Here is a 20,617-nt window from a genome sequence, read left to right as displayed (position 1 = left end):
TCGGTCTTGCGTTTCCGACTCTATCAGATCTTTCCGATCCGATTTCCTCGGTGCTTTCCGGGGTCCCGCGTCCGCGTTTCCCTTTCCGGCGTTTCCGACTCTAGCAGACCCTTTCGGGCCTGACTCCCCGCCAGGAGGGGGTGTCTTCCCGGCCGTTGGGCCGTTCCGACGAGTGAGACCTTAGCGGATTCCCGGCTCCCGAGCTAATCGGGGGCCTGCGTCCTTTCGAACGCGGATTCCTCATTTCGCGAATACGCACGCCAATGACACGACGCGCAGACAGATGCCCGCTGTCGGGAAGGAGTGGTATTGCGGAATGGTTGTCCGGGGACCGACCGGAGTCGGCGCTCACGTCGGGCAACCCGGAGAACACTACGGATCCGACCGGGCCGTGTCAACCCTCGCCCTCGAGTCACCCCGGAGAGCTACGCTGACCCCTGTGACCACGCGTACGTACCGCCAGTTCTGGTGGGCCGCCTGACGGCGGCCCTGCTCACGTACGCACCCGAGCGGCCGCCGACCCGGCGGCCGTTCTTGTTTCTCCTCCGGAGCTCCGAGGGGCGGTCGGCCGGGACGGCGGCCTCGACCAGGAGACGGAGAAGAGATGACACGGGTCTTCAGCGGGATCAAGCCGACCGGGCACCTGACGCTGGGGAACTACCTGGGGGCCATGCGGCGGTGGGCCGCCGTCGACCAGCACCGGGCGGAAGCGCTGTTCTGCATCGTCGACCTGCACGCGCTGACCGTGGACCACGACCCCGCTCGGGTGCGCAGGCTGAGTCGGCAGGCGGCGACGCTGTTGCTGGCCTCCGGGCTGGACCCACAGGTGTGCACGGTGTTCGTGCAGAGTCAGGTGGACGAGCACGCGCGGCTGTCGTACCTGCTCGAGTGCGTGGCGACGGACGGCGAGATGCGGCGGATGATCCAGTACAAGGAGAAGGCCGCGCGGGAGCAGCGGCGGGGCGGGAGCGTGCGGCTCTCGCTGCTGACCTATCCGGTGCTGATGGCGGCGGACATCCTGGCGTACGGGGCCGACGAGGTGCCGGTCGGGGACGACCAGGCGCAGCACGTGGAGCTGACGCGCGATCTCGCGGTGCGGTTCAACCAGCGGTACGGGCACACCTTCGTGGTGCCGAGGGCCACGCACCCGAAGGTGGCGGCGCGGGTGATGAACCTGCAGGACCCGACGGCGAAGATGGGCAAGAGCGACGACACGGGGCCGGGGATCGTCTATCTGCTGGACGAGCCGGACGTGGTGCGGAAGAAGGTCATGCGGGCGGTGACCGACAGCGGGCGGGACGTCGTGTACGACCGGGAGGCGCGGCCGGGGGTGACCAATCTGCTGGAGATCCTCGCGGCGTGCTCGGGTGGGAACCCGGAGGCGTTGGCCGGTGTATATGAGTCGTACGGCGCTTTGAAGAAGGACACCGCGGAGGCTGTGGTCGAGGTCCTGAGGCCCGTGCAGGAGAGGCACAAGGAGTTGTGCGCGGATCCGGGCCATGTGGAGGGGGTGCTGCGGGATGGTGCGGAGCGGGCGCGGGCCATGTCCCGGCCGACCGTGGATGCCGCTTACCGGGCGATCGGGCTGCTGCCTGCGGGCTCGGATACCGGGGCGGCCGCGCTGAACGCCGCTCGGTAGGCGCGGGGGCTGGTGGCGAGGCGCGATGCGAAGTGCTGGCGCATCGTGACCTCGCTGCCGAAGCCGGCTCTGCGGGCGACCTCGGGCATGGGGAGGTCGGTGCGTTCCAGGAGCCGCTGGGCTGCGGCGACGCGCTGGTCGAGGAGCCAGCGCAGTGGGGTGGTGCCGGTCGCCGCGGTGAAGTGGCGGGCGAAGGTGCGCGGGGACATGCCGGCGTGGGCGGCCAGGTCGGCGACCGTGAGTGATTCGTGGAGGTGGCGCAGGGCGTGCTCGCGTACGGCGGCAAGGGCGTCGGCGTCGCGGTCGGCGCGGGGGGCGGGGTGCTCGATGAACTGTGCCTGGGTTCCGGTGCGGAAGGGGGCCGTGACCATGGAGCGGGCGATGGTGGCGGCGGCTTCGGCGCCGTGGGCGGTGCGGACCAGGTGGAGGCAGAGGTCGATGCCGGCGGCGGTGCCGGCCGCGGTCCAGATGTGGTCGTCCTCGATGAACAGGGCGTCGGGGACGACGGTGACGTGGGGGTGGTGCGTGCGGAACAGCTCGACGAGGTTCCAGTGGGTGATGGCGCGGCGGCCGTCGAGGAGGCCGGCCTGGGCGAGGGTGAAGGCTCCGCCGCAGAGCGCGGCGAGGGTGGTGCCGCGGGCGTGGGCGTGGCGGAGGGCGTCGAGGACGGGTGGTGGTGCGGGGGTGAGGTGGTCGTCGAGGCCCGGGACGACGACGAGGTCGGCTTCGGCCAGCCAGTCGAGGGTGCGGTCGGGGTGGAGGGAGAGGCCGCCGCGCATGGGGATGGGGGTGGTGCCGGTGGCGACGCGGCGCAGGTCGAAGGCGGGGACGCCGCGGTCGGTGCGGTCGGCGCCGTAGACCTCGGTGATGACGGAGACGTCGAAGGCGCGGATGCCGGGGAAGGCGATCAGGGCGACGCGGTAGGGCTGCTCCACGTCGGCAGTAAACCATCGGCGGTAATCCATCGATCGATGTCTTTCGGACCCCTGGGGGCGGGAGGGGCCCGGCGGCAGGATCGTGGGCATGGAGATCGCGGAGAACGCGGCGCTGGTCGTCGTGGATGTGCAGCAGGGCTTCGAGGAACTGGACTTCTGGGGGCCGCGGAACAACCCGGGAGCGGACGACAACATCGCGTCGCTGATCGACGTGTGGCAGGCGTCGGGCCGGCCGGTCGTCTTCGTACGGCACGACTCGACGCAGCCGGGGTCGCCGCTGCGGGCGGGTCACGAGGGGAACGGCTTCAAGGGGTACGTGGAGGAGCGGCGTGGGAAGGGAGGCGCGGAGCTGCTGGTGACGAAGGACGTGAACTCGGCGTTCTACGGCTCGCCCGATCTCGACGCCTGGTTGAAGGGGGCCGGCATTTCGCAGGTCGTGCTGGCCGGGATCCAGACCAACATGTGCGTGGAGACGACGGCCCGGATGGGCGGGAACCTGGGGTACGACGTGGTGGTGGCGTTCGACGCGACGTACACCTTCGACCTGGAGGGGCCGTTCGGCTGGCGATGCGGTGCGGACGAGGTGGCGCGGGCGTCGGCGGTGTCCCTGCACGGGGGCGGTTTCGCGCGTGTGGTGACCACGGAGGAGGTGGTGGACGCGGCGGGGTGATCCGCCCCCGGACGGGTCGGCGCGGTCAGTCCTTGGTGCCGGAGGCCAGTTCGCGGCTGCGGTCGCGGGCGGCTTCCAGGGCGGCGATGAGGGCCGCTCGTACACCGTGGTTCTCGAGTTCGCGGATGGCGTTGATGGTGGTACCGGCGGGGGAGGTGACGTTCTCGCGGAGCCTCACCGGGTGCTCGCCGCTGTCGCGGAGCATGGTGGCGGCGCCGATCGCGGACTGGACGATCAGGTCGTGGGCCTTGTCGCGGGGCAGGCCGAGGAGGATGCCGGCGTCGGTCATGGCTTCGACCAGGTAGAAGAAGTACGCCGGGCCGGAGCCGGAGAGGGCGGTGCAGGCGTCCTGCTGGGACTCGGGGACGCGGAGGGTCTTGCCGACGGCGCCGAAGATCTCCTCGGCGTGGGCGAGGTGGTCGGCGGTGGCGTGGCTGCCGGCGGAGATGACCGACATGGCCTCGTCGACGAGGGCGGGGGTGTTGGTCATGACGCGGACCACGGGGGTGCCGGCGGCGAGGCGGTCCTCGAAGAAGGCAATCGGGATGCCGGCGGCGCCACTGATGACCAGGCGGTCGGCGGGGACGTGCGGGGCGAGTTCGTCGAGGAGGACGCCCATGTCCTGCGGTTTGACCGTGAGGATCAGGGTGTCGGCGGTCTTGGCGGCCTCCTGGTTGGAGACCGGGGTGACTCCGTAGCGGGTGCGGAGTTCTTCGGCTCGTTCCTGGCGGCGGGCGGTGACCAGGAGATCGGCGGGAGCCCAGCCCCCGCGGATCATTCCGCTGAGCAGGGCTTCGCCGATCTTGCCGGTGCCGAGGACCGCGACTTTCTGCGTCATGGCTGGGGTGCCCTCCGGGGGGTGCGTCGTCCTTGTTCATCCTCGCACTCGGGGCCGCGGGGGCGGGGTGATTGTCCGGTGGGCGGAATGGTGGTGTCCCTCGGCCGCCTCGGCCGTCACGCCGTCCTGCGTCGCAGGGTCGCCGCGCCGAGGCCGAGCACCAGCAGGGCGCAGCCGGCGACGATCAGGGCGTCTCGGACGAAGGCAGCGGTCATGTCGGTGTGCCGGAGGACCTCGTTCATGCCGTCGACGGCGTAGGACATGGGGAGGGCGTCGGAGACGGCCTCCAGGACGGGGTGCATGTTCTCGCGCGCGGTGAACAGACCGCAGAGGAGGAGCTGGGGGAAGATCACGGCCGGCATGAACTGGACCGCCTGGAACTCCGAGGCCGCGAAGGCCGAGACGAACAGGCCGAGGGCCGTGCCGAGGAGGGCGTCGAGCAGGGCCACGAGGAGGAGCAGCCAGGGGCTGCCGGTGACGTCGAGGCCCAGGAACCAGACGGCGAGGCCCGTGGCCAGGGCGGACTGGACGATCGCGAGGGCGCCGAAGGCGAGGGCGTAGCCGGCGATGAGGTCGCCCTTGCCGAGGGGCATGGCGAGGAGGCGTTCGAGGGTGCCCGAGGTGCGTTCGCGCAGGGTGGCGATCGAGGTGACCAGGAACATCGTGATCAGGGGGAAAATCCCGAGCAGTGAGGCGCCGATGTTGTCGAAGGTGCGCGGGCTGCCGTCGAAGACGTAGCGGAGCAGCAGCAGCATCAGGCAGGGGATGAGCAGCATCAGCGCGATGGTGCGGGGGTCGTGGCGCAGTTGGCGCAGGACCCGGGCCGCGGTGGCGGTGGTGCGGGAGAGGTTCAGGGCGCCGGTGGGGGTCGGCGTGGTCGTCGCCGGGTGGGTGGTGCTCATCGGGTGGTCTCCTTCGTGCGGCCCGCCGCGGTCGCCGCGTCCACCAGGTGCAGGAAGGCCGCCTCGACGGTCTCGGAGCCGGTGCGGGTGCGGAGGGCGTCGGGGGTGTCGTCGGCGAGGATCTCGCCCGCGCGCATGAGCAGGAGGCGGTGGCAGCGCTCGGCCTCGTCCATGACGTGGGAGGAGATCAGCAGGGTGGTGCCGCGTTCGGCGGCGAGGGTGTGGAAGAGCTGCCAGAGGTCGCGGCGCAGGACCGGGTCGAGGCCGACCGTGGGTTCGTCGAGGACCAGGAGTTCGGGGGTGCCGAGGAGGGCCACGGCCAGGGAGACGCGGCTGCGCTGGCCGCCGGAGAGGTTGCCGGCGAGGGCGTCGGCGTGGGTGGTGAGGTCGACCTCGGCGAGGACGCGCTCCACGTCCTGGCGGCGGTCGGCGCTCGCGCGGCCGGGGTGGAGGATCGCGGCGAAGTAGTCGAGGTTCTGGCGGGCGGTCAGGTCGTCGTAGATCGAGGGCGCCTGGGTGACGTAGCCGATGCGGGTGCGCAGGGTGGGGTGGCCGGCGGGGAGGCCGAGAACGTCCAGGGTGCCGGTGACCTTGGCCTGGGTGCCGACGACGGCGCGCATCAGGGTCGACTTGCCGCAGCCGGACGGGCCGAGGAGGCCGGTGACCTGGCCGCGCGGGACGGTGAAGTCGAGGCCGCGCAGGACCGTGCGGGGGCCGCGGACGACGGTGAGGTCCCGGGCACGGACGGCCGGGGTGCCGTCGGCCCGCCCTTCGTCGCCGTGCGGGGTGTCCGGGCGTGGCGGCTCGGAGGAGTAATTCATCATGTGATGAATAATCCTCTCCGGGGCAGGTCCCGTCAAGCGGTGGCGGGGCGCGGGCCGTGGGCTGCTCGCGGGCTACGAAGGGGCGGTGGCGACGAGCAGGACGACGTCGTAGGTCTCCTCGACGGTGCCGTCCGGGAAGGCGTTCCTCAGATGGTCGCGCTGCTCGGTGAGGAAGGCGGCGGTGCGTTCCTCGTCGCTGACCAGGAAGACCGAGCGGCTGGCGAGGTTGGCCAGGTGGGTGTCGATCGGGACGCGGCGGGACCAGCGGACCTCGCGGCGGGTGAGGCGCGGGAGGCCGCCGGGATCGGCGCCGAGGGCATCGACGTCGCGCCGCTCGGCGGCGGTGTCCACGCCGAAGTGACGCGCGACGCGCGCGGACTCCTCGGCGATCCAGGGCACGTCGAGCGCGTTGATGTTCCACCACAGGGCGAGCGCGCCGCCCGGGCGCAGGACGCGGAGCGCTTCCGGCACGGCCCGGGCGGGGTCGGTCCAGTGCCAGGCCTGGGCGTAGGTGAGGAGGTCGGCGCAGTGGTCGGCGAGGGGCAGGGCGTTGCCGTCGCCGCGGACGACCGGGAGGCCGGGGTGGAGGCGGCGGAACTGCGCCGCCATGCCGTCGCCGGGCTCCACGGCGAGCACGGCGGCGCCGCGGGCGTGCAGCAGCGCGGTCGCGATACCGGTCCCGGCCCCGATGTCCGCGACGCGGGAGCCGGCGAGGGGGCGGCCGGCGAGTTCCTCGAGGGCGTCGAAGAGGGCGGGCGGGTAGGAGGGGCGGTGAGCGGCGTACCGGGCCGCGGCGGAGTCGAAGGAGCGGGCCCGGGCGGAGCGGCCGGGCGGGGCGGGGGCCGCGGCGGCGGACGGCTCGAACGCTTCGGACGTCATACGGCCATGGAGGCCGCGACGACCGTGCCCGAGGAGCCCGAGGAGGGGGAGGAAGGAAGCGGAGGAGGTGGAGGAGGCCGAGGAGGGGACTTCTCCCGGGCGGGCGGGGCGCTCCCCCGCGCCGGGCCTAGGCGCCGCGGCGCTTCCTGGGGTTGCCCGAACGGCGGGAGGTCCGCTTCTCGTGCTGCGCGCGGGCCGTTTCGTACTCCTCGCGGTGCAGTTTCTCCCCGGGGGCCTCGGTCAGGGAGCGGAAGAAGTAGGCGAGGAGGGAGCCGACGAAGCCGACGGCCAGCAGGCCGCGGAGGGAGGCCTGGCGGTCCGGGTCGGGGCGCCGGGTGAAGCCCTCCCAGGTGTGGCCGAAGGCGAGGGCGCTGCAGACCGCGAACATCACGATCAGGAGGAGCGTGACGAAGCCGCCCACGGCGGCGATCTGGAGGCCCTGGTAGGCGACGCGCAGGACGAGGCAGGAAGCGGCCGCGGCGGCGAGGGAGCCGACGGCGACGCCGACGCGGCGGGCGGTGTAGCCGTTGCCGTGGTCGACCCAGGTGGTGCCGAAGAAGCGGAGGGGTTCGGGGCGGGGCCCGCCGGGGGCGCCCGGGGAGCCCGCGGTGCTGTCCGGGGTGTCGTTCTCTGCGCTCACGCATCGATTATCACGCCGGACGCGCCGCGGGCTCCGGACGGGATCAGGAGCAGCGCGGGGCGATGTAGCCGTCGCTGCCGGTGTACACGTAGGCGTCCGAGACGTACTCGCCGTTGTCGATGTTGTCCCAGACCTTCGACGTGCCGTACGGGCCGGTGACCGTGGTCCCCTGGGTCTGGCAGAAGACGGGGACCTTGGCCCCCTCGGGCAGGACGCGGACGACGGTGTAGCCGGTGCCCGGACCGCTGCGGACGTTCAGCCGGACGCCCGGCGCGACCGAGTAGTAGCGCAGGGCCGCGGTGCCGACGGTTTCCGCCTCGTTGCCGTCCTCTGCCTGTCCGACGTGGTCGATCGACATGTGGAACCTCCCCCGTTGTTCGCCCCACGTCTGTCGTGGGGCCCCGTTGATTCCCCGTGAACGCACCTTGCACACCCGTGCGTTCGCGGAACACAGACGCTAGCAAGCCGCCTCGGTCTCGTACGTGTCATCGACTAGGCTCCGGGCGTCGCGCGCGCGGACGAACAGCGACGGACAGCACGGGGGGTCCCATGGCGCCACAGCGGAACGCCGGAGCGAACGCGGAAGCGGAACTTCCTGAGTACGCCGGTCACTACCGGCTCGAGTCGCCACTCGGCTCCGGCGGCATGGGGGTGGTGCATCTGGCCCGCAGCACCTCCGGGCTGAGGCTCGCGGTGAAGGTCGTGCACGCCGAGTTCGCCCGGGATCCCGAGTTCAGGGGCCGGTTCCGGCAGGAGGTGCGGGCGGCGCGGAAGGTGAGCGGCGCCTTCACCGCGCCGGTGGTCGACGCCGACCCGGAGGCCGAACGGCCCTGGATGGCCACGCTGTTCATTCCGGGCCCGACGCTCGCCGAGCACGTGAAGCGGAACGGGCCCATGGATTCGGTCCAGTTGCGCAGGCTGACGGCCGGACTGGCGGAGGCGCTGCGGGACATCCACCGGGTCGGGGTCGTGCACCGTGACCTGAAACCCAGCAACGTGCTGCTCGCCGAGGACGGACCGAAGGTCATCGACTTCGGCATCTCCCGGCCGAAGGACAGTGAACTGCGCACCGAGACCGGGAAGTTGATCGGTACCCCGCCCTTCATGGCGCCCGAGCAGTTCCGGCGCCCGCGCGAGGTGGGGCCCTCCGCCGACATCTTCGCGCTCGGGTCCGTCCTGGTGCACGCCGCGACCGGACGCGGGCCGTTCGACTCCGAGAGCCCGTACGTCGTCGCCTACCAGGTGGTGCACGACGAGCCGGACCTGACCGGCGTGCCGGACGACCTCGCTCCGTTGGTGCGGCGCTGTCTGGCCAAGGAGCCGGACGACCGGCCCTCCCCCGACGAGTTGATGCGGGAGCTGCGGTCCGTGGCGGCCTCGTACGACACCCGGGCGTTCATACCGGCGCAGCGGACGGGGACGGACGGCTCACCCCACGCGCACCCCGGCACCGGACCTGGCCCGGCGGACTCCGGCACCGGACCGGACTCCGGGTCCGGCCCGCGGTCCGGCCCCGGCCCGGACCGCGGCCACGACTCCCCGCCGGGGCCGGAGCCCGAGCGCGGTGCCGAGGGGGCCGGGCGGCCGGCCGCGCGCCGTCGGAGCGGACGGACGCTGCTCGGAGCCGGAGCCCTCGGGCTCGCCGTCCTCGGCACGCTCCTCTGGGTCCGCCCGCCCGGCGACGGGACGCCGGCACCGGGCGGCTCCGCCGCGCGGCCCTCGTCGGCCGGGGCCGGGGCGTGGGAGGCGGCTCCGTTCGAGGAGGCGGGCACCCCGCAGTGCTCGTTCGGAGCCGGCCGGCTGCTCTGCGCCCTGACCGGGCGGGTCTTCGCCCTCGACGCGGACGACGGCGACCTGGTGTGGCAGCGCGCCGTCGCGCGGACGGCGCGGAGCGGGCCGCCGGTCGTGTCGGGCGGCCTCGTGCAGCCCTGGCTGAACCGGAGCCGCGGTCTGGAGGCCCTCGACCCCGCCTCGGGGAAGTCGGTGTGGCAGCAGGAGACGGTCGAGTACAGCCGCCTGGACAGGGCCGGGGACACGCTCCTGCTCGTCCGGGACGACGGCACGGTCACCGGCGTGGACGGCGCCTCGGGCGGCACGGTGTGGAGCCGCCGGATACCGGGACACGCCGTGCCGTCCTTCGACTCGTTCCCGGGGGATCCGCTGGCGTACGCGACGAGCACGTCCGAGGACGGTGCGAGCACGCGGATCACGGCGGTCGACCCGCGGACCGGCGAGGTGCGCTGGGACGCGCGGCTGGCCGGAACGCTGAAGCCGGTCGGCACGACGGGCGGGTCGGCCGTCCTCGCCTCGCTGGACGCGGTCTACCGCGACACCGAGGCCCTGGTCCGCTACACGCCGGGCACCCGGGAGGTGCGACGGGTGGCGCTGTCCGTCCCCCTGGAGCAAAGTCACGGGACGGTGCACGGGGGCGTCGCCTACCTGGTGGGGTCCGGCGGCCGGCTGGTGGCCGTCGACATGGGCGCGCTGCGCCGGCGGTGGAGCCTGGAGACCGGCGCCGCCCGGAGTTCCTCGCCGGTCGCCGACGGGCGGCACGTGTACGTCACCGCGTCCGACGGGCGGCTGCTCGCCGTGGACGCGCGCGCGGGGCGGCTGGTCGGGCAGACCGCGCCCCGGCTCGGGGACGCCGACCGGGTCGCCGCCGCGCTGCCCGAGCCGGTGGTCGCGGACGGGCGCGTCCACGCGTCCGCGCCCGACGGGACCGTGTTCGCCGTGGACGCGCGGGACCCGGCCGGCTGGTAGCGGGGCACCGGACCGGCGAAGGGCCGCCCCCGCGAGCGGGAGCGGCCCCGGGACCGGGCCGTGGGCACCGCGGGGCCTCAGCCCAGCTTGGTCACGTCCCGCACCGCGCCCTTGTCCGCGCTGGTCGCCATCGCCGCGTAGGCCTTCAGGGCCGCGGAGACCTTGCGGTCGCGGTTCTTCGGGGCGTACCGGCCGTTCAGCGCCTGTTCGCGGCGGGCCAGTTCCGCCTCGTCGACCAGGAGCTCGACCGAGCGGTTCGGGATGTCGATGCGGATGCGGTCGCCGTCCTCGACCAGGGCGATGGTGCCGCCGGAGGCCGCCTCCGGGGAGGCGTGGCCGATGGACAGGCCGGACGTGCCGCCGGAGAAGCGGCCGTCGGTGATCAGGGCGCAGGCCTTTCCGAGGCCGCGGCTCTTCAGGTACGACGTCGGGTAGAGCATCTCCTGCATGCCGGGGCCGCCCTTGGGGCCCTCGTAGCGGATGACGACGACGTCGCCCTCCGTGACCTGCTTGGTGAGGATCTTCTCGACGGCCTCGTCCTGCGACTCGCAGACCACCGCCGGGCCCTCGAAGGTCCAGATGGACTCGTCGACGCCGGCCGTCTTGACCACGCAGCCGTCGACCGCGAGGTTGCCCCGCAGCACCGCCAGGCCGCCGTCCTTGGAGTAGGCGTGCTCGGCGGAGCGGATGCAGCCGCCCTCGGCGTCCTCGTCCAGGGTCTCCCAGCGCTCGGACTGGGAGAAGGCCTCGGCGGAGCGCTTGCAGCCCGGGGCCGCGTGCCACAGCTCCACCGCCTCCTTCGACGGGGAGCCGGCGCGGATGTCCCAGGTCTTCAGCCAGTCGGTCAGGGACGGGCTGTGGACCGCGTGGACGTCCTCGTTGAGCAGGCCCGCGCGGTGCAGTTCGCCGAGGAGGGCCGGGATGCCGCCCGCGCGGTGCACGTCCTCCATGTAGTACGTGCGGTCCTTGGCGACGTTGGGCGCCACCTTGGCCAGGCAGGGCACGCGGCGCGACAGGGCGTCGATCTCGGTCAGGCCGAAGGGGACCTCGGCCTCCTGGGCGGCGGCCAGCAGGTGGAGGATCGTGTTGGTGGAGCCGCCCATGGCGATGTCCAGCGCCATCGCGTTCTCGAAGGCCTGGAAGGTGGCGACGGAGCGCGGCAGGACCGAGTCGTCGTCCTGCTCGTAGTAGCGGCGGGTGATGTCCATGACCGTGCGGGCCGCGTCGACGTAGAGCCGCTTGCGGGCCGTGTGGGTGGCCAGCACCGAGCCGTTGCCGGGGAGGGACAGGCCGATCGCCTCGGTGAGGCAGTTCATCGAGTTGGCGGTGAACATGCCGGAGCAGGAGCCGCAGGTCGGACAGGCGTTCTCCTCGATGCGCAGGACGTCCGCGTCGGAGACCTTGTCGTTGGCCGCCTCCACCATCGCGTCGATCAGGTCCAGCGTGCGGACCGTGCCGTCGACCAGGGTGGCCCGGCCGGCCTCCATCGGGCCGCCGGAGACGAAGACCGTGGGGATGTTCAGGCGCAGGGCCGCGTTCAGCATGCCCGGGGTGATCTTGTCGCAGTTGGAGATGCAGATCAGGGCGTCCGCCCGGTGCGCCTCGACCATGTACTCCACGCTGTCCGCGATCAGGTCGCGGGAGGGGAGGGAGTAGAGCATGCCGCCGTGGCCCATCGCGATGCCGTCGTCGACGGCGATCGTGTTGAACTCGCGCGGGATGCCGCCGGCCTCGACGACCGCCTCGCTGACGATCCGGCCGACCGGCGCGAGGTGGGTGTGGCCGGGGACGAACTCCGTGAAGCTGTTGGCGACGGCGATGATCGGCTTGCGGCCGATGTCCGCACCCGGTACACCGGAGGCGCGCATCAGGGCGCGGGCGCCCGCCATGTTGCGGCCGTGGGTGACTGTGCGGGACCTCAGCTCGGGCATCGTCGCTCGCTCCTTCAGACCTTCTTCGAAGAGTGCCGGTCAGAGAGTTCTGACTGCATCGAGCGTACGCCGGTCATCCAGGGAGCGGGACGAGGTGTCCGAAATACGGGATGAATGTCTCAGTGGCCCGTGAGGTGTCCCTGCACCACGGGCGCCACGCGCCGGATGATCTGCTCCGGGTCCGCGGAGGCCAGCGGCTCCACCCGGATGACGTACCGGACCATCGCGATCCCGACCAGCTGCGCGGCGGCGAGCTCCGCGCGCAGCTCCGCGTCCGGCAAGTCGAGCTGCCCCGCGATGCGGCGCAGCAGCTGGGTGACGACCAGCCGGCGGAAGACGGCCGCCGCGGTCTCGTTGTTCACCGCGGAGCGGACGATCGCGAGCAGCGGGGTCCGGGTCACCGGGTTCTCCCAGAGGCCGATGATCATCCGGGTCATCCGTTCGCCCACCTCGTCGAGGGGGCCCTCCAGGACCGTGTCCCGGCCCTGGAGCGCGGGCGCGAAGGCGACCTCGACGGCCGCCTCGAACACCTGCTCCTTGGTGCCGAAGTAGTGGTGCACCAGCGCGGAGTCGACCCCGGCCGCCTTGGCGATGCCCCGTACCGACGTCTTCTCGTACCCGCGCTCGGAGAACTCCTCGCGGGCCGCGGTGAGGATGCGGTCGCGGGTGTCGGCCGACTCCGTGCGCGGGGGGCGGCCGCGGCGCCGGGAGGCGCCGTTCGGCCGCGCGGACGCGTCCGGTCCGTCGCTCGCGGTGACGCCGGTCATCGCCGCGGCACCCGGCCCGCGGACGAGGCGGAGGAGGCGACTGCCAGGTGCCGGCGGGCGAACGCCAGCGCCTCGGCCAGGTCGGCCTCGCGCTCCGCGCCGGACAGGGCGCGGCGGGTGTTGACCTCGATGACGACGTGGCCGTCGAAACCGCCGAGCGCGAGGCGCTCCAGCACCTCGGCGCAGGGCTGATCACCGCGGCCGGGCACGAGGTGCTCGTCCTTGGCCGAGCCCCGGCCGTCGGCGAGGTGGACGTGGCCCAGGCGCTCGCCCATGCGGTCGATCATCTGCAGGGCGTCGGTGCGGGCGGTCGAGGCGTGGCTGAGGTCGATCGTGAAGTGGCGGTAGTCCTCCTTGGTGACGTCCCAGTCGGGGGCGTACGCCAGCATCTCGCGGTCGCGGTAGCGCCAGGGGTACATGTTCTCGACGGCGAACCGCACATCCGTCTCGTCCGCCATCCGCCAGACCCCGTCCACGAAGTCGCGGGCGTACTGCCGCTGCCAGCGGAAGGGCGGGTGGACGACGACGGTGCCGGCGCCGAGCTTCTCGGCGGCGGCGCGGGCCCGCTGGAGCTTGGTCCAGGGGTCGGTGGACCACACGCGCTGCGTGATGAGCAGGCAGGGGGCGTGCACGGCCAGGACGGGGATGCGGTGGTAGTCGCTGAGTCTGCGCAGCGCCTCGACGTCCTGGCTGACCGGGTCGGTCCACACCATGACCTCGACGCCGTCGTATCCGAGGCGCGCGGCGATCTCGAAGGCCGTCGCCGTCGACTCCGGGTAGACGGAGGCCGTCGACAGGGCGACCTTCGCATCCGGGATGCGCACCGCTGGTTCTGCCACGAGGGACAGGGTACGGGGTGCGATCGGCGGACGGGGGGCGGCCGGGTACCGGACGATCGGCTTCGGCCAGGGCTCCTCACCGCCGCCGGAACCGCATGTCCGCAGGGCAGGGCCCGCTCGTCCGCCTCCGGGGCGGTCCGCCCGCCCGGCCGGGGTGTGATCGAGGCAACCGTCCGGCCGTCCCCGCCGGCGCCCCGCGCGCGGCACCCGGCGGCGCGTGCCGCGCGTACGGCTACGCCGGACCCATGTGGTCCAGGCGGCGCAGGATGACGCCCTCACGGAGCGCCCACGGGCAGATCTCCAGCCGCTCCACGCCGAACAGGTCCATCGCGCCCTCCGCGACCAGGGCCCCGGCGAGGAGCTGGCCCGCGCGGCCCTCGGAGACGCCGGGCAGTTCGGCGCGCTCGGCGACGGTCATGCCGGCGAGCCGGGGCACCCAGCTCTCCAGGGACTCCCGCTTCAGCTCGCGCTGGACGTACGGGCCCTCGGCGGAGCCGGGGGCGCCGGCGATGCGGGCGAGCTGCTTGAAGGTCTTGGAGGTGGCCACCACGTGATCGGGGGCGCCGAGGCGGCTGAACTCGCCGACCGTGCGGGCGATCTCGGTGCGCACATGGCGGCGCAGCGCGCGGACGTCGTCCGACTCGGGCGGGTCGCCGGGCAGCCGGGCGGCGGTGAGGCGGCCGGCGCCCAGTGGCAGCGACACGGCGGCGTCGGGCTCCTCGTCCATGCCGTAGGCGATCTCCAGGGAGCCGCCGCCGATGTCGATGACGAGCAGTCTCCCGGCCGACCAGCCGAACCAGCGGCGGGCGGCGAGGAAGGTGAGCCGGGCCTCCTCCGCGCCGCTGAGGACCTGCAGCTCGACCCCGGTCTCCTCGCGCACCCGTGCGAGGACGTCGTCGGCGTTGTCCGCGTCGCGCACCGCGGAGGTCGCGAACGGCAGCAGCTCCTCGACCCCTTTGTCCTCGGCGGCCCGCAGCGCCTCGTGGACGACCGCGACCAGCCGGTCGACCCCCTCCGGGCCGATGGCCCCGCCGTCGCCCAGGAGCTGGGCGAGGCGCAGGTCGACCTTGTGCGAGTGCGCGGGCAGCGGGCACGCGCCGGGGTGGGCGTCGACCACCAGCAGGTGCACCGTGTTCGAACCCACGTCGAGGACACCGAGTCTCATGTACGGAACGCTACTGCCCCTCCCACGGCGCGTGGCCGTCCCCGGCACATCCCGTGCGACACCCGGGCCGCTCCCGGACGGGGACACGGGCGTCTTACCCTGGACGGGTGCCAAAGACGAAAAAGGCGAAGGCCGAGAAGCCGGGCAAGAAGACCAAGATGGTCGAACCGGACGCGGGTCCTTCGCGGGTGACCGCCCCGAAGCCGCCGGCGGACGACGAGAAGGGCCTCGACTTCGCCCGTGCGTGGGTGGAGTTTCCTGATCCGGCGGACGACGAGCAGGTCTTCCGCTGCGATCTGACATGGCTGACCTCTCGCTGGAACTGCATTTTCGGCAGCGGCTGCCAGGGCATCCAGGCGGGCCGCGCGGACGACGGGTGCTGCACCCTGGGTGCCCACTTCTCGGACGAGGACGACGAGAAGCGGGTCGCCGAGCATGTGGCGAGGCTCACACCGGACATCTGGCAGCACCACGAGGAGGGCACCCGCGACGGCTGGGTCGTGGAGGACGAGGACGGCGACCGCCAGACCCGCCCGTTCCAGGGCTCGTGCATCTTCCAGAACCGTCCGGGCTTCCCGGGCGGCATGGGCTGCTCGCTGCACATCCTCGCCCTCAAGGAGGGCCGCGAGCCGCTGGAGACCAAGCCGGACGTGTGCTGGCAGCTGCCGATCCGGCGGACCTACGACTGGATCGACCGGCCCGACGACACGCGCGTGCTGCAGGTGTCGATCGGTGAGTACGACCGTCGCGGCTGGGGCCCGGGCGGGCACGACCTGCACTGGTGGTGCACCTCGGCGACCTCGGCGCACGGCGCCGGGGAGCCGGTGTACGTCTCCTACCGGGCGGAGCTGACCGAGCTGATGGGCAAGGCCGGCTACGACCGCCTGGTCGAGCTGTGCGAGGAACGGCTGGCCGCGCAGCTGCCCCTGCTGGCACCGCATCCGGCGGACCCCGCCTGATCCCGGCCGCGGTCTACGAGGGGGCCGGGCCGCCGTCCGCGGACACCGGCGTCGACCCCGGCGGGTCGGCCGGAGCGGTCCCGCCGGGCGTGGGCTCCGGGTCGGGCGAGGGGGACTCCTGCTCGCCCGGGCCCGGGGGAGGATCGCTCGGCGTGGGCTCCGGGGGCGCCGGGTCCGGGTGGGTCGACGGGGGAGGGTCGCCCGGGGTGCCGGGGTGCGCGGTGCCCGGGCCGCCGGGGTGACCGGGGCGCGGGCCGGGGGCGGTGCCGTAGCCGTCGATGGTGACGACCGCGCCGGCGGGTGAGACCGCCACGGCCGCGCTCCAGGGCCCCGACGGCTCGCGGAGCTGGTCGACGTACACCTTGACCGTCACCGACTCGCCGGGGGCGAGCGTTCCCGAGGTCCGGCTCGGGTAGAGCCAGGAGGCCCCCGTGGACACGGACCAGCGGACCGGCTCGGAGCCCGTCGCGGTGAGGGTGATCAGCGTGGTGTCGCCGCTGTGGCCGGCCGTGACGCCCAGCGCGGCGGCGCCCGCGCGTCCGGCACCGGGGACACCGGCGACCTCCACGGACACGTCCGCCTTGCCGTCCTTGCCGAACCGGGGGCCCGGCCGGGTGCTGGCGTTGCCGGTGTTCTCGTAGCCCACGCCCGCTCCCTCGCCGTCGAGGTCGACGGGACCGCCGTCCTCCCGCGCGGAGGCCGAGCGGCCGTCCTGGGCCTCACCCACGGGGGTGCCGCGGTAGGCGGCCCACAGCGCGAACACGGGCGCGGCGACCACGGTGGCGACGACCGTCGTCGTGACGGCACGCGCGCGCAGGCGGTCCCTGCGGGCGATGCGGTGCTTGGGGTCCATCGGGAAGCCGCGCCGGTCGAAGCGGGGCGCGGCGGCGCGCCCGCGCGGATGGTGGGCCAGGGCGGCGTGCAGGGCCGCGCCCGGCGCCGGCAGGACGGGCAGCGCGTCCGGCGTGACGCTGGTGCCGGGCCAGCGGCCGGGGACGGCCCGTTCGGCGGTGCGGCGGCAGCGCGGGCAGTCGTCGACGTGCCGGACGAGTTCCCGGCGCAGGGCGGCGCTGAGCACGAGCAGGCGGTCGCCGGTGAGGTGCGCCACGCCGGAGCAGGCGCCGGTCTCGACGACGGCGAGCGCCGCGCGGGTGCGTTCGACCTCGCAGGCCGCGGAGGCGAGCAGCTCGCGGGCGGCGGCCGGCTCCATGCCGAGCACGGCGGCGACCTCGTGGGCGGCAAGACGGTGGCGGACGGCGAGCTCCAGCGCCTCGCGCTGCTCCGGGGCGGTGCCGGCGGCCTCCGGCCAGGCCAGCAGGGCCAGTTCGCTCCGGCGCTGCTCCCGGACCTCCTCGGAGACGGCCGGGACGGTGGCGGTCCGGGCCTTGCGCCGCCGGTCGGCGCGGTCCCCGGCGTGGGCGGCCCGGCGTTCCCGCCCGGCCTCCGCCAGCTTGCGCAGACACGCCCAGCGGGCCAGCGCGTACAGCCAGGCCCGGCGGTCCCCGGACGCGTCCGGGACGTGCCGGCCGCGGCGCTCCGCGAGCACGAGGACGTCGGCCAGTGCGGCGGTCGCCGCGTCGTGGTCGCACAGCACGGACAGGCAGTAGGTGAACAGGCCGTCCAGGTACGGCTCGTAGCGCGTGGGCGGTCGCTGCGCCAGCGTGCGCGCGGCCCCGCGGTCACGCACCTCCCGGTGCGCCCGGTGCGTTCCGGTCGTGCGGGTCGGGGTCTCGGGGCCGCTGCTCGTCATCCGGCGACCGTAGGCGGCCCGGGGCGGCCCCTTCCGGAGCCCTGCGCAGTTTTAATCCGTACGGGTGAAACGATCCCTCAAATCGGGGACACGTGCCTCCCGCCCGTCGGGCCGGGCGCGGAAACCGCCCGGTCCGGACGCCCGGACGCGGCCGTCCGGGCCCCGGCGGGCGCCGGAACCGCGGGGCGCGGGGACGGGGCGACCGGGGGCGCGGGGGCGGGGCGACCGGGGGGCGGGGGTGCTCCCGGCCGCGTTGTCAGTCCCGACCGCTACCTTTTTCGCATGGCTGCCCGTACCAAGACCACCAAGGACCGCCCGTCCTACCGCTGCACCGAGTGCGGCTGGCAGACGGCCAAGTGGCTCGGCCGCTGCCCCGAGTGCCAGGCCTGGGGGACGGTCGAGGAGTACGGCGCGCCCGCGGTCCGTACGACGGCCCCGGGGCGGGTCACCACCTCCGCGCTGCCCATCGGCCAGGTCGACGGCCGCCAGGCCACCGCCCGCTCCACCGGCGTGCCCGAGCTGGACCGGGTGCTCGGCGGCGGACTGGTCCCCGGGGCCGTGGTGCTCGTCGCGGGCGAGCCCGGCGTCGGCAAGTCCACCCTGCTGCTCGACGTGGCGGCCAAGTCGGCGAGCGACGAGCACCGCACGCTCTACGTCACCGGCGAGGAGTCGGCGAGCCAGGTCCGGCTGCGGGCCGACCGCATCCACGCCATCGACGACCACCTGTACCTCGCCGCCGAGACGGACCTGGCCGCCGTCCTCGGCCACCTGGACGCGGTCAAGCCGTCCCTGCTGATCATGGACTCGGTGCAGACGGTGGCGTCCCCGGAGATCGACGGCGCCCCGGGCGGCATGGCCCAGGTCCGCGAGGTGGCCGGCGCGCTGATCCGGGCCTCCAAGGAGCGCGGCATGTCCACGCTCCTCGTGGGACACGTCACCAAGGACGGCGCGATCGCCGGTCCGCGCCTGCTGGAGCACCTGGTGGACGTCGTCCTGCACTTCGAGGGCGACCGGCACGCCCGTCTGCGCCTGGTCCGGGGCGTGAAGAACCGCTACGGCACCACCGACGAGGTCGGCTGCTTCGAGCTGCACGACGAGGGCATCACGGGCCTCGCGGACCCGAGCGGGCTCTTCCTGACCCGTCGTGACGAGCCGGTCCCCGGCACCTGCCTGACGGTCACCCTGGAGGGCCGCCGCCCCCTGGTCGCCGAGGTCCAGGCGCTCACGGTCGACTCGCAGATCCCCTCCCCCCGGCGCACCACGTCCGGCCTGGAGACCTCGCGCGTGTCGATGATGCTGGCGGTGCTGGAGCAGCGCGGCCGCATCAGCGCCCTGGGCAAGCGGGACATCTACTCCGCGACGGTCGGCGGGGTGAAGCTCTCGGAGCCCGCCGCGGACCTGGCCGTCGCGCTCGCCCTCGCCTCGGCGGCGAGCGACACCCCGTTGCCGAAGAACCTGGTCGCGATCGGCGAGGTCGGTCTGGCCGGTGAGGTGAGACGCGTCACGGGCGTCCAGCGCAGGCTCTCCGAGGCGCACCGCCTGGGCTTCACGCACGCCCTGGTGCCGGGTGACCCGGGCAAGGTCCCCCCGGGCATGAAGGTCCTGGAAGTCGCGGACATAGGGGACGCGCTGCGCGTCCTTCCGCGCTCCCGTCGCCGAGAGGCCCCACGGGAGGAGGAGGACCGCCGGTAGACTTTGCCCAGGTCTCGCCCGTCCGTACGAACCGAGTGCGGTGAGGGCCTCTCGTTCGGAACAGGCCGGATCGGGGAGCGGGGCCTGGTGCGCGCTGCTGCACGGCGGAGGAGGGAGTCGACGCGATGGGGGTTCCCCCCTGCTCGAGCTCGTCGAGAGCTCGGGGGAGTCGGCGAGCTGCGACAACGCCGCAGAGGTGTGTGCCAGGGCGCGCGAGCCCGGCACGACCCGAGCGAGAGACCCTGAACGGGGGCGCCCCAGAACCTGCGACCGGAGGAGTGCAGTGGCAGCCAACGACCGGGCAGCAGCTCCCGGAAAGTCCGGTGGGAGTGCCGGTTCCGATGGCCTGATGCGCGCCTCGCTGAGCGCCGTGGCGCCCGGCACCGCCCTGCGTGACGGCCTGGAGCGCGTGCTCCGCGGCAACACCGGCGGGCTGATCGTGCTCGGTTCCGACAAGACCGTCGAAGCCCTGTGCAGCGGCGGCTTCGTCCTGGACGTCGAGTTCACCGCGACCCGGCTGCGCGAGCTGTGCAAGCTGGACGGCGGCATCGTCCTGTCGTCCGACCTGTCCAAGATCCTGCGGGCGGGCGTCCAGCTGGTGCCGGACCCGACGATCCCGACCGAGGAGACCGGCACCCGGCACCGCACCGCCGACCGGGTCTCCAAGCAGGTCGGCTTCCCGGTCGTCTCGGTCTCCCAGTCGATGCGCCTGATCGCGCTCTACGTCGACGGCCACCGCCGGGTCCTGGAGGACTCGGCGGCGATCCTGTCCCGCGCCAACCAGGCGCTCGCCACCCTGGAGCGCTACAAGCTCCGCCTCGACGAGGTCGCGGGCACGCTGTCGGCGCTGGAGATCGAGGACCTGGTGACCGTCCGGGACGTCTCGGCGGTCGCGCAGCGGCTGGAGATGGTGCGCCGCATCGCCACCGAGATCGCCGAGTACGTGGTCGAACTGGGCACCGACGGCCGTCTTCTCGCCCTCCAGCTGGACGAGTTGATCGCGGGTGTGGAGCCGGAGCGCGAGCTCGTCGTGCGGGACTACGTCCCCGAGCCCACCGCCAAGCGCTCCCGCACGGTCGACGAGGCCCTGCACGAGCTGAACGTGCTCACCCACGCGGAGCTGCTGGAGCTCTCGACCGTGGCCCGCGCCCTGGGCTACACCGGTTCCCCCGAGACCCTGGACTCGGCGGTGTCGCCGCGCGGCTTCCGGCTGCTGGCGAAGGTGCCGCGGCTGCCCGGCGCGATCATCGACCGCCTGGTGGAGCACTTCGGCGGACTGCAGAAGCTGCTCGCCGCGAGCGTGGACGACCTCCAGACGGTGGACGGCGTCGGCGAGGCCCGGGCGCGCAGCGTCCGCGAGGGCCTGTCGAGGCTGGCGGAGAGCTCGATCCTCGAGCGGTACGTCTGAGTCCCCTCGCGCGGATCAC

At 73.6% G+C, this 20,617-nt stretch carries 18 protein-coding genes; 6 read left to right on the top strand and 12 right to left on the bottom strand.

Going from position 1 to position 20,617, the window contains the following annotated elements; all coding sequences use genetic code 11:
• The first annotated feature begins 604 nt into the window (after positions 1-604).
• Positions 605-1,639 (top strand): tryptophan--tRNA ligase, encoded by a 1,035-nt coding sequence (trpS, locus tag CP969_RS22050; RefSeq protein WP_016825173.1) that lies wholly within the window; start codon positions 605-607, stop codon positions 1,637-1,639.
• Here the strand turns inward: trpS and CP969_RS22045 are convergent.
• On the bottom strand, positions 1,570-2,604 hold the full coding sequence (locus tag CP969_RS22045) for a GlxA family transcriptional regulator (RefSeq protein ID WP_051044409.1): 1,035 nt from the start codon (positions 2,602-2,604) through the stop codon (positions 1,570-1,572). The genes trpS and CP969_RS22045 overlap by 70 nt on opposite strands.
• A gap of 58 nt (positions 2,605-2,662) precedes the next feature.
• Here CP969_RS22045 and CP969_RS22040 point away from each other — a divergent pair, with 58 nt between their 5' ends.
• Positions 2,663-3,244 (top strand): cysteine hydrolase family protein, encoded by a 582-nt coding sequence (locus CP969_RS22040; RefSeq protein WP_016825175.1) that lies wholly within the window; start codon positions 2,663-2,665, stop codon positions 3,242-3,244.
• A gap of 25 nt (positions 3,245-3,269) precedes the next feature.
• Here the strand turns inward: CP969_RS22040 and proC are convergent, their stop codons facing one another.
• From proC to CP969_RS22010, 6 genes are all read right to left on the bottom strand, one after another.
• The gene (proC, locus tag CP969_RS22035) at positions 3,270-4,082 is read right to left on the bottom strand and encodes a pyrroline-5-carboxylate reductase (protein WP_004984925.1); all 813 of its coding nucleotides are present in this window, start codon (positions 4,080-4,082) and stop codon (positions 3,270-3,272) included.
• A 116-nt stretch (positions 4,083-4,198) separates the two neighbouring features.
• Positions 4,199-4,984, bottom strand: a complete 786-nt coding sequence (locus CP969_RS22030) for an ABC transporter permease (RefSeq protein WP_016825176.1) — start codon at positions 4,982-4,984, stop codon at positions 4,199-4,201.
• Positions 4,981-5,808, bottom strand: a complete 828-nt coding sequence (locus CP969_RS22025) for an ABC transporter ATP-binding protein (RefSeq protein WP_016825177.1) — start codon at positions 5,806-5,808, stop codon at positions 4,981-4,983. Before CP969_RS22025 ends, CP969_RS22030 begins: the two co-directional genes overlap by 4 nt.
• Positions 5,809-5,880: 72 nt before the next feature.
• Positions 5,881-6,687, bottom strand: coding sequence for a class I SAM-dependent methyltransferase (locus tag CP969_RS22020; protein ID WP_016825178.1), 807 nt, complete (start codon positions 6,685-6,687; stop codon positions 5,881-5,883).
• A gap of 127 nt (positions 6,688-6,814) precedes the next feature.
• Positions 6,815-7,327 carry a hypothetical protein gene (locus tag CP969_RS22015; protein ID WP_004984931.1) on the bottom strand — a complete coding sequence of 171 codons (513 nt, stop codon included), beginning with the start codon at positions 7,325-7,327 and terminating at the stop codon, positions 6,815-6,817.
• A 43-nt stretch (positions 7,328-7,370) separates the two neighbouring features.
• Entirely contained in the window at positions 7,371-7,685 is a 315-nt protein-coding gene (locus tag CP969_RS22010; RefSeq protein ID WP_016825179.1) for an SH3 domain-containing protein, read from the bottom strand.
• Between the two features lie 191 nt (positions 7,686-7,876).
• On the opposite strand from CP969_RS22010, the gene CP969_RS22005 reads away from it, so the two are divergent.
• Positions 7,877-10,087, top strand: a complete 2,211-nt coding sequence (locus CP969_RS22005; RefSeq protein ID WP_150474956.1) for a serine/threonine-protein kinase — start codon at positions 7,877-7,879, stop codon at positions 10,085-10,087.
• A 77-nt stretch (positions 10,088-10,164) separates the two neighbouring features.
• Here CP969_RS22005 and ilvD read toward each other — a convergent pair whose 3' ends face one another.
• From ilvD to CP969_RS21985, 4 genes are all read right to left on the bottom strand, one after another.
• A complete protein-coding gene (gene ilvD / locus CP969_RS22000) occupies positions 10,165-12,018 on the bottom strand; it encodes a dihydroxy-acid dehydratase (protein WP_016825182.1) in 1,854 nt (617 codons plus the stop codon).
• Between the two features lie 119 nt (positions 12,019-12,137).
• Entirely contained in the window at positions 12,138-12,785 is a 648-nt protein-coding gene (locus tag CP969_RS21995; RefSeq protein WP_016825183.1) for a TetR/AcrR family transcriptional regulator, read from the bottom strand.
• The gene (locus tag CP969_RS21990; protein ID WP_026084981.1) at positions 12,782-13,624 is read right to left on the bottom strand and encodes a sugar phosphate isomerase/epimerase family protein; all 843 of its coding nucleotides are present in this window, start codon (positions 13,622-13,624) and stop codon (positions 12,782-12,784) included. Before CP969_RS21990 ends, CP969_RS21995 begins: the two co-directional genes overlap by 4 nt.
• Before the next feature lie 232 nt (positions 13,625-13,856).
• Positions 13,857-14,789 carry a Ppx/GppA family phosphatase gene (locus CP969_RS21985; RefSeq protein ID WP_016825185.1) on the bottom strand — a complete coding sequence of 311 codons (933 nt, stop codon included), beginning with the start codon at positions 14,787-14,789 and terminating at the stop codon, positions 13,857-13,859.
• A gap of 107 nt (positions 14,790-14,896) precedes the next feature.
• On the opposite strand from CP969_RS21985, the gene CP969_RS21980 reads away from it, so the two are divergent.
• Complete coding sequence (locus CP969_RS21980) at positions 14,897-15,748, top strand: DUF3109 family protein (protein ID WP_004984946.1); 852 nt, start codon at positions 14,897-14,899, stop codon at positions 15,746-15,748.
• A 13-nt stretch (positions 15,749-15,761) separates the two neighbouring features.
• On the opposite strand, the gene CP969_RS21975 is transcribed toward CP969_RS21980, so the two are convergent.
• Positions 15,762-17,498, bottom strand: coding sequence for a BACON domain-containing protein (locus CP969_RS21975; protein ID WP_016825186.1), 1,737 nt, complete (start codon positions 17,496-17,498; stop codon positions 15,762-15,764).
• Between the two features lie 282 nt (positions 17,499-17,780).
• Here CP969_RS21975 and radA point away from each other — a divergent pair, with 282 nt between their 5' ends.
• Positions 17,781-19,190, top strand: a complete 1,410-nt coding sequence (radA, locus tag CP969_RS21970; protein ID WP_004984950.1) for a DNA repair protein RadA — start codon at positions 17,781-17,783, stop codon at positions 19,188-19,190.
• 283 nt (positions 19,191-19,473) lie between these two features.
• Positions 19,474-20,598: a DNA integrity scanning diadenylate cyclase DisA gene (disA, locus tag CP969_RS21965; protein WP_004984951.1), complete on the top strand. Its 1,125-nt coding sequence runs from the start codon at positions 19,474-19,476 to the stop codon at positions 20,596-20,598.
• Positions 20,599-20,617 lie beyond the last annotated feature (19 nt).

It is taken from the genome of Streptomyces viridosporus T7A (assembly GCF_008704515.1).
Classification (GTDB): domain Bacteria; phylum Actinomycetota; class Actinomycetes; order Streptomycetales; family Streptomycetaceae; genus Streptomyces; species Streptomyces viridosporus.
This window is presented reverse-complemented; position numbering and strand designations above follow the sequence as displayed.